The sequence below is a fragment of the Blautia sp. DFI.6.71 genome (assembly GCF_020593585.1).
In the GTDB taxonomy this organism is placed as follows: Bacteria; Bacillota; Clostridia; order Lachnospirales; family Lachnospiraceae; genus Blautia_A; species Blautia_A wexlerae.
Genome location: NZ_JAJDMJ010000010.1, coordinates 71,893 through 85,728, shown reverse-complemented (window position 1 = coordinate 85,728; position 13,836 = coordinate 71,893). Strand labels below are relative to the sequence as shown.

Here is a 13,836-nt window from a genome sequence, read left to right as displayed (position 1 = left end):
TGTTTTCAAGCTTTTTAGCCATTTAGTGTAACTTTTATGAAAAGTTCAGATAGTCAATAAAATAACAAATTACATATAATCAAACTTCTTTCGAAAATACATTTTGAGTAACATGATTCCCGTATTGACAAATCCGAATAACAAGATCAAATTCACAGGTAAATATTCTCTGATTGCGTCTCCAAGCACTGATATACCTGAAAGACTTCCCACCAAAAACATCTGTGAAATCTCATCCCACATTTTTTCATATTGTCTTATCCCTTCTGTGATTATCAAAGTTACAATTGCCAATATGAAAAATACAACTATAATTGCCAGAATCCTGATAATCCATGTTCTTCCACCTGTATATGCTATTTTCTGTTTGAATGCGTTATCATAGGTTGGGAACACTAACCATTCACAAAATCGAATATACCACATGAATGGAATCCTGAAAAAATCTATAACGTCATCTTCTATTTCTTTTTCGATCTGCTCTTGCTCGCTCCTGCTCATCAATCCGTTTCTGTTCCTCAAGTCGTCGTTGCTCTGCTGAAGTGACTGATTGAGTTTCTGCGTCTCTGACAGCTCTGTTTTCAGACGATGCATTTCTTCGATGGATTTCTGTACTTCTCCTCGCAGTCTCTGCCTGTCGGATAAGAGCATCTGTTTCTCCTCTTCCAAAGCTTATATATGTTGTTTCTGTATCCGAAATACTCCCAGAACATCTGCTGTTCCACCTTGTCCGGTATGGAAGAATCCAGATATTTTCTGATATTTGCCCCACCTTCCAGGACTTTTTCCCTGTCCTCTGGATAATATGGAAAAGGAATCTGATTAATCGTCATATACTTCGGATCATGCTCTATCAGCTCACCTGACAACACATCATAATAAGCATTTCTGAAATTAATCCAGTGGGCAGGCTGCTTATTCAGTTCATACGAATTCCGGTAAATCTGTGGCTGTGTAATCAAAAGGTTATAAACTCTCTGGATGGTGCTGCTATTAACCTGATCTCGATAAATCAACTTTTGAATCCGATATTTCAGCTTTACACCCTTAGTGTCCTCAATAAAAACGCCATGCTCATAATAATAGGGAATCTCTCCCCTCACGAAAAAGCTCACATTTTCCACGATATAATCCACAATCTCCATATCCCGTACACCGGTGACCTTCCCTTTGGAATCAAACTTGTGGAACCAGCTTAATTCCGGATCATTCTTCGGTTCCCGTTCAAACCGCAGGATAAACTGCTCCAGAATTTTACCAAGCTCCTGCTTATCCACCAGAAAAATATATTTCTGTGCAGTACCCTCTGGCTCTGTCTCCATATAGTGCTTCAGGAACTTCTTGTTCATATTCATCACTTCCTTTCAGAGCAAAGAAAAAGACGTGGGCCACATTTCTATGACTCACGCCTTACTTTGCATTTATTCATTTTTAATATTGTTCTAAAAATTCCTTCATTGTGAGAATCTCTGGTGTTTCGACATCCAACACCAAAAAGTCTTTATCCCCGGTCAGAAATACATCTATGCCTTCCATAATTGCTGTTGCAAGTATTGGGGAATCTTTTACATCCCTCATTTCCGGGAACTCGTTCAAATCCAGTTCTTTCGGTGTATAAACCAGTTCAAATGGTAATTCCATGAAAAATCGGTCAAGGAATTTTCTCTTTGCCGGAAATTTACGTTCCGTTACAAGCCGTAGTTCTTCGATCACATAATCACAGACTACTATCTGATGGCTTTCTGTTAATCTTCTTGCCAGTTCTCTGGTCTGTGCAGAAGGAAAGAAGATCATGGAAATAAAGATGTTGGTATCAAGCATTATCCGCAAATCAACGCCCCCTTACTTCCTTCCGGATTTCTTTCATATACTCCTGCATATCTTCTTCTGTTTCAAATCCTGCCTTTTGCGCTTCACCCGCAAAGGCATCCTCTGCACGTTTAAATGCAAGCATGGCAGAGTTTTCAAAATAAAATCTTCCATTTTCTTCAAGAATGACAATTTTATCGCCAGTTCTCAATTTTAACTTGTTCCTTACAGATACCGGAATTGTAATCTGCCCTTTGCTGGAAATTTTTGCTACTTCCATAATCATCATCCTTTCATTGATTGCTTTGTTTTCTTTACTTTCTTTACATTTTTATTATACGCAATCAACGCAAAAATATCAATTCGATTTTAAATATAAATCAATTCCTTCAAAATAATTTCTTCTGCTATCGCTCTGTGCTGATTAGCAGCTCTTACCCATGCCATCTGATCTTTCTCTTTATCAGGCAGAGGCTCTTTTTTCTCTAACTATTTCAGAATAATTTCTTCTCGCTCTCTGGCTGCCTTATCCACTTCCAGTAGATGCTCACCAATCGTATCCTGTAAAAGCATCACCTGGTACAGGGAATTGCGGTGGTTCTTCAGATTTTATGGAGTCTCGGGCAAAATGTGGAGTCTGCTGTTTATGGACATCTTGGCACATCAAGCCTTGCAGCCTATACACTTACCGGTCCGATACAAGGGCTTATGGTAGGGGCACTTAGTGGATTGTCTGCGGCTGCCGGTGTGATGGTCGGCAAAAGACTTGGCAGGAAAGAATATGATGAGGCTTACACAGAATCAAAGAAGATTATGTATGCAGGCTTATTTGGTGCGGTAACGGTATCGGCTTTACTCATTCTTTTGGCCGGAGTATATACCGGATTATATCGTGTTGATGACAGCGTAAAAGATCTTGGAAAGACACTGCTTATCGTATTTGCCTTGTATGCTCCGGTCAAGGTGGAAAATATGATACTTGGCGGAGGCATTATAAGAAGTGGCGGTAACACCAAAATCATTATAATCATTGATATTGTTGGCACATGGTGTATCGGAATTCCACTGTGTCTGCTTGCAGCATATGTATTCAAGTGGGGAATTGTTGGTGTATATACATTGCTTACCACGGAGGAATTATTCAGGCTTGCTGTATCGTTAATTGTCTTTAAAAGACGTAAGTGGATAATTAGTTTGTGCTGAAAAAGCACTGTAAAACCAATAATCCAACGGTTTTCAGTGCTTTTGGATATTCCCCAACTGTGTATTATTTCTCAGCGCGCCAGTTTCCAGCTTACCGCCTGCTGCCTTGCATCCACAAATCTCTTATAGATACCTTCCTGCTTCATTAGCTGCTCATGTGTTCCCTGCTGCACAATTTTTCCTTTGTCAACAACCACAATCTGGTCTGCATGTCTGACCGTTTTTAATCTGTGGGCAATCATAATAATCGTTTTTTCCCTTGTAAGTGCATCTACTGCATCCATCAGCTCTTTTTCATTCTCCGGATCAACATTGGCCGTTGCCTCATCTAATATAACGATTGGCGCATCCTTCATGATCGCTCTGGCTATGGAAATACGCTGCTTCTCGCCACCGGAAAGTGTAGCTCCTCCCTCTCCAATCACTGTATCATATCCATCAGGAAGTTTGCTGATGAAATCATGACAGCATGCTTTCTTCGCCGCTTCCACCACTTCCTCATGGCTTGCATCCTGACATCCGAATTTTATATTATTTTCAATGGTATCTGCAAACAAATACACAGACTGAAATACAAATGAAAAATTACTCATCAGACTGTTCATGCTGTAGTCCTTTACATTCACGCCTCCAAGCGTCACTTCCCCGGAATCCACATCCCAGAACCTGGCGATCAGATTGCAAAGTGTTGATTTTCCTCCACCAGATGGTCCAACGATTGCTGTCGTTGTTTTCTGTGGGACAGAGAGCGATATATCGTCAATGATCTTCCGTTTGTCATAGGAAAACGAAACATTAGATAGTCTGATGTCGTAATTTTCCGGCTGAATCTCTTTGCCGTCAATATCCATGGTGTCCAGCTCCAGTATTGCATTTGCTTTATCTACACATACACTTACCACATGTAAAAGGGATGAATAATTTCCTGCGCATTCCAGGCTGGAATAAAGCATAAATGCCGAGATTGTCATACCGATCGCATAGACCGCGCTCATGGTTCCATTGATATAAAAATATGCGCTGCCTGCTACGATCACAGCACCTGTGATTTTTGTTATCACGCTTTGCAGAAAATGATAGGGAACAAACAACATCTCCATCTTTGTATTGACCTTTTCGCATGCTTCATTTGCATCGTTTAATCTTTTTGCCTGTTTCCCAATCAAGTTATATGATTTAACTTCTGATATTCCCTGCAGATACTCCATGATCTGGTTTACAAGCTCTGTATCACATACCACTTTTTGCTCTGAATCTTTTTTCCCTGCATTCTGCATCACAGAATTGACCCCAAAGAAAATAAGTACTCCTGCTGCAGCGCTCAATCCGATTCTCCAGTCAAAAAGAAACAGCATAAGAATGATCATTGATGTTTCCAGAATTCCCTGCATGGTCAGCATAACCACTCTTGCAGCTACATCGCCAAGCATTTCCATTGTATTGGTCGTAACAGAAGAAATTTCCCCGATACTGTTAGCATTAAAATATCCCATCGGCAGATAGCGCAGATGCTCTGCAATCTTGATTCTCATAAAAGCACTTGCATTATATCCACCTTCTGTCTGAAGCACAGTTGAATATCTCTTGCAGATAACATCGACTATGATTGCAATAACCATAATCGCAATAGAACCGCCAATATATTTTCCTATTGGTTTTCCACTCAGCAAACCAATCAATATGTACATAATAGCCGGAATCTTCATCGCTGAAGCAAGAGCCTCTATGAGTCCGATCACCATCGACAGTTTAAATTTATTTCCATTTTCTTTGCCTGAAAAACGAAAGAATTTTGCCAGAATTCCAAACATATCATTCTCCCTCCTTCACCGTATCTTTTACAGAAATATGGGCATTCCACATTTCCTCATAAAGCGGGTATGACACCAAAAGTTCCTCATGTGTGCCATGTGCTGTTACATTTCCATCATTTACAACAAAGATCTGGTCACTGTCCTTAACAGTAGAAAGTCTGTGTGCTATTACGATCAGGGTCTTCCCTGCTACCAGTTTTGCGATAGAATTCTGCAGAATTGCCTCATTTTCCGGATCTGTGTAGGCAGTTGCCTCATCAAGGATCACGATTGGAGCATCCTTTAACATTGCTCTTGCAATGGAGATACGCTGCCTCTCGCCACCTGACAGATGTCCTCCTGCACCTCCTACAACCGTATCAAATCCATTCTCCAACTGCATGATAAATTCATAGCATCCACTTTTCTTTGTCACCTCGATGATCTGTTCATCTGTAGCCTCCGGATTTCCCTGTCTGATATTTTCACGGACTGTTTCATTAAACAGATAATTGTCCTGTGCAACATATGCAATTTTCCGATTAAAATCTGCAAATGCCAGTTCTTTGACATCAACTCCACCGATTTTGATGCTTCCGGAATCCACATCCCACAGGGACGCAATCAGCTTTGCGATGGTCGACTTGCCGCTTCCGGAAGGTCCTACGATTGCATTTACCGTTCCTGCTTTTAGCTCCATAGTTACTCCGTGCAGGATTTCTTTGTCGTGATAACCAAATCTGACATCTTCAAGAGTAACGGAGTTATCTTTTGGAACACTTTTACTTTTCTCTGGACGTTCAAGCTCCGGCTGTTCCAGAATTCCTGCCACTTCACCAACAATCACTCCGATCTTGCCAAGATCATCTGTATAGGAACCCACTGTTATCAACGGTCCAACGATTCCAAGTGATAAAATAATGCAGATGACAAAATCTGAAATCGCAAGTGTTTCATTGGCTACATAATGTGCCCCAAACGGCAATACCGTAAGAAGCGTATAAGGTGTGACCACCATCATCAGTCCATGAAAGATTGAGCACCGTTTCATCCAGGAAATAAAGGAATCTGCATAAGCCATAGCCGCCTTTGTAAATTTTGCATAAGAACTTTCTGTCTTTCCAAATGCCTTGATCACTTCGATTCCGTCAATATATTCCACTGCCGCATCATTCAGATCTTTTGTTGTCTGAACCGTTCTCTCGAAGCTTGGTTTATAATCCAGCATCATTCCAAAATAGGAAAGAAATCCCACTATAACCGGCACCAATGACCAGAGTGCCAGTCTCCAGTCTGTCAGGAAGAAATAGATCAAAATCACAATCGGTGCCAGCAGATTGGACGTGAATTCCGGGACAATATGCGCCAGTGTTGTCTCGATACTGTCGATTCTTTCCACCATAATATTTTTAAATGTACCGGAAGGTGTGTCTTTCACATAGCCAAGAGGTACCCGCGCCAGCTTGTCACAGCAGGATTTTCTTATATTTGCAAGTACTGCAAACGTTGCTTTATGTGACAATGCTGTCGAAAGTGAATGAAGCAGTTCTGCAATGATAAACGATAATGCAATCAGAACCGCTTTTGCAAGATATATTTCAAACTCCTTTTCACCATTTAAAAACAGCTTTACTACATCTGCAATAATAAAATACGGCAAAATCTTAAAAATCACATTTCCTATTGCAAGTAACACACTCCACACATAGGCAATTCTTTTTTGTCCGGCCCACGTCAAGATCCAGCTGACTGCCGACTTCTTTTTTTCTTTCACATCTGTTCACTCCTTACGTTCGTTTTATTGTTTCGTTTTATTGTTTTACCTTCTGTTAGTTCGCGCTAACCAACATATAATAAAATAGGTGGTTTACTGGCATCAACCACCTGATATTATTATCCTGTCTGAACTTTATTCAGAAATCCAGGACCTGCAACATACATAACCTATTCAGAATTCCTGCATCAGTTATACTGGAAATTCAATATTCCACAATCGTTCCCAGCCACCTGTATTAAATTCTTTCAGTTGATGTACATTTTTCTTTGCAGTCTCCCTGTCTATATCATGCTCAATGATCTGAAATACTGATGAAAAAAATCCCGTATAGATCATATGCATAAGGCTTTCCTCTACAACCGGTATTTTTACACCGGCTTCCTTCATTTTTTCCATATATTTCAGGCTGGACTTCATTTCTCGCTCCACCATATTGTGTATGAATAATTCAAATTTTCCACTGTCTCCGCATTTCAACAATAATCTGAAATTATCATAATGATCATAGATATAATCAACCATCTGCTCCATCCCATCACTGGATGTATCCGACATATTCCTTGTCTGATCACTGGCAGAAAGCTTTTCAAACTCCTCAACAATCTGGTCATAAATCTGATAAATATGTTCCATATAAGGATCCGTCAGTGCATCAAAAAGTGCCTCTTTCGTCGGATAATATTTGTAAAATGCGCCAGTAGTAAGCCCTGCATCTTTTACAATATTTCTTAAAGATGCTCCTGTCAAACCATCTTTCAGGAAATGTTTTCTGGCTGTATCTAATATGTTTTTCTGTGTATCTTCTGCTTTCGTCGACATTCTTTTCGTATCCTCTAAACTTCTTTTCAAAAATATAACAATGCTATATAGCACTGTTATATTTTAACTCATTACAGGAATTTGTCAAGTCTTGGTGTTTCAATTTTTTATTTTCCTCGTGTATTCAGTTTCCACTCCGCAGATGCTTTCTGCAGTTTTACAAGTCTGTTCTATTCAGACAGATTTTCTTTGCAGAAAAGTTCTATACAGTTCTCAACCATTGTCTAATCATAGTCTGTTGAAATACCTGAGCCAAGCCAGTATTTGCATGCTTCTTCAGATATTGTTCAACCATCCGGTCTAATACAATTGTTCTCGCAATCACACCATAAGTCATAGCGTTATCTTTATCCGCTTTGGAAAAGTCATAATCAAGCTTTTTCACAAGTTCTACTGCAATTTCGTCATTTATTTTAGCATTTTTCTTTCTTGTTTCTTTTGCTCTTGCATATAAGGTCTGTACCATCGTTTCCGGCACACCTGTCACATTCACTTTTTCTTTCATTGTCTGTCGCCTTCCACTGCTTTTTTTACTTCTTTCACCCATTCTGCACTATGGCAGCAAAACAGTTCTTCATGCTGCATGTTATGTCTTCGGATATCCGGATTTTTGAAATAAGTACAATATCTCTTTTCGTATTTTTCACCCATCTTTGTTGCATAAAACACGTGAATTGTTGTTCCCGGTACATCAATTCCATGCTGGACTTTCGTAACCAGATCAGAATAGAACTGATTATAAACACTCTGTTTCGTAATCCATGGACTTCCTCCCTTGTCAATACCAAACATATTTACAAATCCATCAATCAGTTTCTTTCTTGATTCATCTGCTTCATTTATTTTCTTTTGCATAAACTTAGGTAATTTACCCGTGTGTACCATTTTATACATAATTGGCACAATGATAGATGACTGGAGCTTTGCCATAAACGAACCTGCTTCATCCATATCACTGCTCCCAATGATGCCATGATCTATATGGATTCTTTTCCGCTGAATCAGAAGGGATACAAAACTTCCTCCAAGGGAACATCCATACGCTGCTTTAATTCTCCCACCATACTTTGTTCTGATTTCCTGCTCAATTTTTTCACATTCATCTTCCATCGAATAAAATTCTGTTTTCTCGTTTGGATCAAATCCATCATAAGAAACTGCTACCGTATAAAAATAAGAATGTAACCCATCCAGTACATGATCAAAGCTACTATACAGGCAACAGGTACCGGGAAATAAAAATATCACAGGTTTACGATTGTCTCCACTTTCATAAAATTTCATAGCTAGTCTCCTTCAGACTTTTCTGACAACACAATGCATCCTCATACCTTTGCGGATTTCAAATTTTTCTACTTTTAATCCTACTTTTCTGCAGCATTTCATGACCACATCTCTTGTTGGAACCCGAACATCTCCATGTCCGCATATATTTGCCAGAGGCATTTCCAATGTATTCATCAGCCATACCAATACTTTATTGTCACTGGTCACATCCCGCAGGATCAATCTTCCATTTGGGCGAAGACATCTTTTTACACTGTCAAAAAATGCCTGTGGATCCGGATAATGATGAAAACTCATAGAACAAATAATTGCATCAAATGAATCATTTTCAAAAGGAAAGTTCTCACAGTCTCCTACAACAAACGTTGCATTTGAAATGTTTTTCTTTTTTGCCTGTTCAATCATGGCCGGAGTCAAATCCAGACCTGTATAATGTCGGTCTGGATATTTTTCTGCTAATAAAGAAATCATCGGAGCCGGTCCACATCCAGCGTCCAATAAATCTCTAAATGGCTCTTTCTCTAATTCTTCCAAAATATCCGGATAGTCCTTCTTACACATTTCGTAAATACCCGCATGGTTACTTTCATATCTTCCTGCTGCTTTTGTAAATTCAGCAATTGACAGTTTTTTGTATTCTTCGTTTTTCATGTTGTTTTCCTCAAATCACACCTGCACCATAAACCAATATTTTCATAGAAATCCGTCCTCTTTACATTGTCCAGTAAATCGCTATCATATATGTTAGTTTTATCTAACCTTAATTTTCTAAAAAACCGTGTGAAAACAAAACTGTAATTCCACACGGTTTCTTTTCTTATGTATTCAGTATATCACTTTTATCTGGTTTATCAACCAGATTTTGTCTCAATTTGTTACGCACTGCGTAGCCATTTGGAAAGACCAGTACATCGTTTTCGAAATATACACCAGAGCATATTGTCGGCACACTAATCTCTTGGTGTTAATCCTACATACATATCTTTGTACTGTTTTGCACTCTTTTCCCAGGAAACATCTTTATTCATATCGCGAATCACCATATCATCCCAGGATTTTCTGTTCTCGAAATAGAGCGTCTTTGCTCTGTTGATCGCATCGTAAAGCAACCCGCTTTCATATCTGTCAAATGTAAAACCGTTTCCTGTATTCTCAAACATATTATAAGGCTGAACCGTATCTTTGAGTCCTCCGGTCTCTCTTACAATCGGAACTGCACCATATCTCATGGCTATAAGCTGTGTAAGTCCACACGGTTCAAATCTTGATGGAACCAGAAGCGCATCACATCCTGCATAAATATTGTGAGCCACATTTTCATTGTAAGCAATATATGCACAGAAATTGCCTTTATATTTGTTTTCATAATAACGAAATGTATTCTCATACTGAGAATCACCAGTACCAAGAACAACCACCTGCGTATGTTCATCCATAATTCCCGGGATTACGTCATTTACAAGATCAAGACCTTTCTGGTTGGTGAGACGTGAAATAAGTCCGATTACCATCTTATGCTCATCTACATCCAGCCGCAGAGATTCCTGAAGAGCTTTTTTATTAATCTTTTTATTCTTTATCGCTGACTTCTCATCATAATCAGCAGCTAACAGCTTATCAGTTGCAGGATTCCAGATATCCGTATCAATACCATTCACAATTCCCAAAATCTTATTGTTGTGATATCTTAAATGCTCTGCAAGTCCCTCTCCATATTCCTCTGTCTGAATCTCCCAGGCATAGGTGTTACTTACAGTTGTAACTTTATTGCTGTAAGCGATGCCACCCTTTAACATATTGGCATCCAGCCAGTTCTGGATCATGCAGTCCTTATTAAATACATAATCCGGAAGTCCTGACCAGTATTGAATCTTTTTTCTGTCATAAATACCCTGGAACTTCAGATTATGTATTGTGAGTACTGAAATTGCACGTCCTACATCTGTATCCTGAAAACAGGTTCTCAGATAAAGTGGTACTAAAGCTGCCTGCCAGTCATGACAATGTACTACATCAGGAGTCCAGTTCAGATAATTAAGGGCAGCAAGGGCAGCTTTTGCAAAATAACAGAATTTCGGAATGTCATCTATGAGATTCGTATATGGATTTCCCCAGGAGAAGAACTCATCATTATCTATAAAATCATAGACAACCCCATCCTCCTGATATTCCATAATTCCCACATAATACTGCTTTCCATCAGAGCAGAGATTCATATCAAAGGAACCCCTGTATTCCATCTTTTCCTGAAATTTCTGAGGAATACATTTGTATCTTGGAATAATGACCTTAACATCAATGTTTAATTTTGCCAGACTCTTTGGCAGGGCAGACATTACATCTCCCAATCCGCCGGTCTTAACAAATGGATAACATTCTGATCCAATGAAGGCTACACTTCTTCGCGGTCCCAGATCAGGCTGTCTCGTTGGAATATTCTGTTCATTCTGTTCAACAGATGGCTCCTGAATAATTACGGCTTGCTTAACAGAAACATTCTCTACTGTTGGAGCAACAGTCTTAACAGCTTTTTGAGGACTGTTTTTTGCACTGCTTTTTACACTGCTTTTTACGCTGTTTCTTGCATTGCTCTTTGTATTACTCTTTGCATTGCCTTTGGTACTGCTTTTGGTACTGCTTGTTTGAACTGTTTTTTTTCTCATATCATTGATCTCCCTTTTGCATTTTACAAAGTCCGAAATCTATTACGTCTTAACTAAAATGTCCTCCGGTAAGTTCCTGATAAACATTCATTTTGCAGATATTTATCATTTCCTGTTAATCTCAATTATAACACAAAATGCGCAAAGTAACTATTATTATCTGAAATGTTTCCATCACTTAACTCTTACCTGAATGATACAAGCTGGTTTATTCCTTTTCATTATATCTGCCTCTTTTATTTTACAGATACACTACATAGAAAAAGGAATCTTCCACTCAGTCAATTTGAATAAAAAACATAATCTGTTTTTATTTCACGCATTCCATAATTATCATCTCACATCTGTCATATCCAAGCTGTGAGCTGTTCAGGCACAGTGTGTAATTGCTGGCTTTTCCCCAGTTCTGATCTGTGTAAAAGTTATAATTTGTTCTTCGCCTTTTATCTGTGTCTGCCATCATTTTCACAGCTTCCTTCTCTTTTACATTGTATAAACCAGTGATACGCTTTATTTTTTCCGGCATGTCCCCATGAATAAATACATTCAGCACATCATCCCGGTCTTTCAGTATATAGTCTGCATTTCTTCCAATGATCACACAAGGCTCCTTCTCAGCCAATCCTAAAATAATATTTCTCTGTGCCTCATACACCATGTCCTCCACAGATTTTCCTGTGATATCACGACCGGAAAATGCATATGCGAACAAACCTTTTTTCGGAGATAATTCCGCATTTTCCTGAATATATTCCGGTGATAAGCCGGACTTTTCTGCAATCTGACCAATGATATTTTTATCATAATAGGCAATTCCGAGTTTCTTTGCCACTTCTTCTCCGATAAAACGTCCACCGCTTCCAAATTCCCTGCTGATCGTAATAATTCTTTTTGCCATCTCTGATTCCTCCTAGTTTAAAACATCAACCCTATTTTTTCTGATTTTCTTTAAAAATACATATCCCACAAAACATGAAATTATTTCAGTAATTGGAAATGCCCACCAGATCAACGAAACTCCCATCTGACCATTTCTGACAAACAGAGAAAAGATTCCCGCCAGTGGCAGGATAATAATCAGCTGTCTCAAAAGTGAAATCACCAGTGATTCCAGGCCGCCATCCAATGCCTGGTAAATTCCCTGATAAGCAACATTAATTCCGGCAAACAAGAAACTCACTGAAATCACTCTCATCGCGGCAATAAAATATTCTCTTGACTGTCCTGCATTAAACAGCATTGCAAATGCTCCGGGGAAAATTTCCGTAATCGCAATTCCCAGAATCATTAATGCAATGGTATAAATAAGTCCATATTTGATACCATCCTGAATTCTCTTTTTACTTCTCATTCCATAAGCAAATGCAATGATCGGAGTGATCGCATCTCGCAGACCAAAAGCAAGGAAGAGAACAAACTGCTGGACTTTATAGAACAATCCATAGGCTGTCTGTGCTGATGGATTGAACTTCAGGATCAGATTCATCACATAAACCATAATAGACATCAGAGCCTGCGCAATAATTGCCGGAAGTCCGATTGCATAGATTTCTTTTATAACACCAGCATTCGGTTTCATGTATTTCAGTCCATGCCCGAATTCCCTGTTCAGTTTCATATGAAAAATAAGCAGCAATACAGCAGAAGCAACCTGACCAATTACAGTTGCGTAAGCTGCACCTTTCACTCCCATTTCAGGGCAAGGCCCAATACCGTAGATCATAATCGGATCAAGAATGATATTTACAACAGCACCAACCACCTGTCCGATTGTAGAATAAAGAGAACGGCCTGTTGCCTGTAATAACTTTTCAAATAAAGAAAAGAAAATAATGCCAAAGGAAATCACACAGCATATCCGCAGATAACTGACTCCCATTTCAAGTACTTCCGCATCAACTGTCTGTGATGAAATATATGCTTTCACTCCAAAAATACCAAACAGTAAGCAGACCACGTAAATGATCACACCCAGGAACAGACTGTTTCCTGCTACCTTTGCAGCCTTTTCCCTGTTTCCCTGTCCAAGTGTCCTTGCAAGAAGTGCATTGGTTCCTACACCTGTTCCGATTCCTGCCGCTACCATAAGCATCTGAACCGGAAATACCAGAGTGAGGGCATTTAATGCAGCTTCACTGCCCACTCTCATATTTCCTACAAACGCACTGTCTACAATGTTATAGACCGCCTGCAATGCCATGGATAAGATCATAGGGATTCCCATCTGGATCATCAGCTTATTCACCGGCATATCCTTCATCTTGTTGCTTTCTGCCATTTTACTTTAACTCCTCTCTTTTCTGCACAAAAAAAAGTGCGCACCCTGTCACATAAGCTGGACTTACGCTGACAGGCTACACACTTTTTCATGGCAAATATTCTATTTTAACAAAAGAAAAACGAGTAGCATGAAACTGGATTTACGCTCATCTGCTACTCGTTCGTTATCATTATATTTCCTGTTTTCTAAAAAGTCAAACGAAAT

14 protein-coding genes and 1 pseudogene are annotated in these 13,836 nt (G+C 39.2%); 1 reads left to right on the top strand and 14 read right to left on the bottom strand.

Annotation, left to right across the window (positions count from 1 at the left end; all coding sequences use genetic code 11):
* Window positions 1–69: 69 nt before the first annotated feature.
* The 5 genes and pseudogenes from LJE12_RS06690 to LJE12_RS20545 form a co-directional block, all read right to left on the bottom strand.
* On the bottom strand, window positions 70–522 hold the full coding sequence (locus LJE12_RS06690) for a DUF6040 family protein (protein WP_154108126.1): 453 nt from the start codon (window positions 520–522) through the stop codon (window positions 70–72).
* A 59-nt stretch (window positions 523–581) separates the two neighbouring features.
* Window positions 582–1,349 (bottom strand): hypothetical protein, encoded by a 768-nt coding sequence (locus LJE12_RS06685; RefSeq protein ID WP_227292122.1) that lies wholly within the window; start codon window positions 1,347–1,349, stop codon window positions 582–584.
* An 82-nt stretch (window positions 1,350–1,431) separates the two neighbouring features.
* Window positions 1,432–1,821 (bottom strand): putative toxin-antitoxin system toxin component, PIN family, encoded by a 390-nt coding sequence (locus tag LJE12_RS06680; RefSeq protein ID WP_227292136.1) that lies wholly within the window; start codon window positions 1,819–1,821, stop codon window positions 1,432–1,434.
* 10 nt (window positions 1,822–1,831) lie between these two features.
* The gene (locus tag LJE12_RS06675) at window positions 1,832–2,089 is read right to left on the bottom strand and encodes an AbrB/MazE/SpoVT family DNA-binding domain-containing protein (protein ID WP_055056916.1); all 258 of its coding nucleotides are present in this window, start codon (window positions 2,087–2,089) and stop codon (window positions 1,832–1,834) included.
* A gap of 89 nt (window positions 2,090–2,178) precedes the next feature.
* A pseudogene (locus LJE12_RS20545) lies at window positions 2,179–2,415 on the bottom strand (TnpV protein); the annotation flags it as partial.
* Between LJE12_RS20545 and LJE12_RS06665 the strand changes: the two are divergent.
* Window positions 2,404–3,012 carry an MATE family efflux transporter gene (locus LJE12_RS06665; protein WP_227292120.1) on the top strand — a complete coding sequence of 203 codons (609 nt, stop codon included), beginning with the start codon at window positions 2,404–2,406 and terminating at the stop codon, window positions 3,010–3,012. The pseudogene LJE12_RS20545 and the gene LJE12_RS06665 sit on opposite strands and share 12 nt — an antisense overlap.
* Before the next feature lie 71 nt (window positions 3,013–3,083).
* Here LJE12_RS06665 and LJE12_RS06660 read toward each other — a convergent pair whose 3' ends face one another.
* The 9 genes from LJE12_RS06660 to LJE12_RS06620 all read right to left on the bottom strand — a co-directional run bounded on the left by LJE12_RS06660 (window position 3,084) and on the right by LJE12_RS06620 (window position 13,629).
* Window positions 3,084–4,823, bottom strand: coding sequence for an ABC transporter ATP-binding protein (locus LJE12_RS06660; protein ID WP_227292118.1), 1,740 nt, complete (start codon window positions 4,821–4,823; stop codon window positions 3,084–3,086).
* 1 nt (window position 4,824) lies between these two features.
* Window positions 4,825–6,579 carry an ABC transporter ATP-binding protein gene (locus LJE12_RS06655; RefSeq protein ID WP_173700798.1) on the bottom strand — a complete coding sequence of 585 codons (1,755 nt, stop codon included), beginning with the start codon at window positions 6,577–6,579 and terminating at the stop codon, window positions 4,825–4,827.
* 192 nt (window positions 6,580–6,771) lie between these two features.
* On the bottom strand, window positions 6,772–7,401 hold the full coding sequence (locus tag LJE12_RS06650) for a TetR/AcrR family transcriptional regulator (RefSeq protein WP_025579141.1): 630 nt from the start codon (window positions 7,399–7,401) through the stop codon (window positions 6,772–6,774).
* Window positions 7,402–7,603: 202 nt separating this feature from the next.
* On the bottom strand, window positions 7,604–7,906 hold the full coding sequence (locus LJE12_RS06645) for a hypothetical protein (protein ID WP_227292116.1): 303 nt from the start codon (window positions 7,904–7,906) through the stop codon (window positions 7,604–7,606).
* Entirely contained in the window at window positions 7,903–8,685 is a 783-nt protein-coding gene (locus LJE12_RS06640) for a hypothetical protein (RefSeq protein ID WP_025579132.1), read from the bottom strand. Before LJE12_RS06640 ends, LJE12_RS06645 begins: the two co-directional genes overlap by 4 nt.
* Before the next feature lie 12 nt (window positions 8,686–8,697).
* Window positions 8,698–9,339, bottom strand: coding sequence for a class I SAM-dependent methyltransferase (locus LJE12_RS06635; protein WP_173706096.1), 642 nt, complete (start codon window positions 9,337–9,339; stop codon window positions 8,698–8,700).
* A gap of 299 nt (window positions 9,340–9,638) precedes the next feature.
* Entirely contained in the window at window positions 9,639–11,351 is a 1,713-nt protein-coding gene (locus LJE12_RS06630) for a glycogen synthase (protein ID WP_227292113.1), read from the bottom strand.
* A gap of 310 nt (window positions 11,352–11,661) precedes the next feature.
* Window positions 11,662–12,249, bottom strand: coding sequence for a cytidylate kinase-like family protein (locus LJE12_RS06625; RefSeq protein WP_022380959.1), 588 nt, complete (start codon window positions 12,247–12,249; stop codon window positions 11,662–11,664).
* Window positions 12,250–12,261: 12 nt separating this feature from the next.
* Complete coding sequence (locus LJE12_RS06620; RefSeq protein WP_118613851.1) at window positions 12,262–13,629, bottom strand: MATE family efflux transporter; 1,368 nt, start codon at window positions 13,627–13,629, stop codon at window positions 12,262–12,264.
* Window positions 13,630–13,836 lie beyond the last annotated feature (207 nt).

Bases quoted from the DNA above. Each gene is read 5' to 3' on its own strand.
- LJE12_RS06625 (WP_022380959.1), bottom strand. From the start codon at position 12,249: ATGGCAAAAAGAATTATTACGATCAGCAGGGAATTTGGAAGCGGTGGA.
- LJE12_RS06630 (WP_227292113.1), bottom strand. From the start codon at position 11,351: ATGAGAAAAAAAACAGTTCAAACAAGCAGTACCAAAAGCAGTACCAAA.
- LJE12_RS06685 (WP_227292122.1), bottom strand. From the start codon at position 1,349: ATGAACAAGAAGTTCCTGAAGCACTATATGGAGACAGAGCCAGAGGGT.
- LJE12_RS06660 (WP_227292118.1), bottom strand. From the start codon at position 4,823: ATGTTTGGAATTCTGGCAAAATTCTTTCGTTTTTCAGGCAAAGAAAAT.
- LJE12_RS06640 (WP_025579132.1), bottom strand. From the start codon at position 8,685: ATGAAATTTTATGAAAGTGGAGACAATCGTAAACCTGTGATATTTTTA.
- LJE12_RS06680 (WP_227292136.1), bottom strand. From the start codon at position 1,821: ATGCTTGATACCAACATCTTTATTTCCATGATCTTCTTTCCTTCTGCA.
- LJE12_RS06675 (WP_055056916.1), bottom strand. From the start codon at position 2,089: ATGGAAGTAGCAAAAATTTCCAGCAAAGGGCAGATTACAATTCCGGTA.
- LJE12_RS06620 (WP_118613851.1), bottom strand. From the start codon at position 13,629: ATGGCAGAAAGCAACAAGATGAAGGATATGCCGGTGAATAAGCTGATG.
- LJE12_RS06650 (WP_025579141.1), bottom strand. From the start codon at position 7,401: ATGTCGACGAAAGCAGAAGATACACAGAAAAACATATTAGATACAGCC.
- LJE12_RS06645 (WP_227292116.1), bottom strand. From the start codon at position 7,906: ATGAAAGAAAAAGTGAATGTGACAGGTGTGCCGGAAACGATGGTACAG.
- LJE12_RS06635 (WP_173706096.1), bottom strand. From the start codon at position 9,339: ATGAAAAACGAAGAATACAAAAAACTGTCAATTGCTGAATTTACAAAA.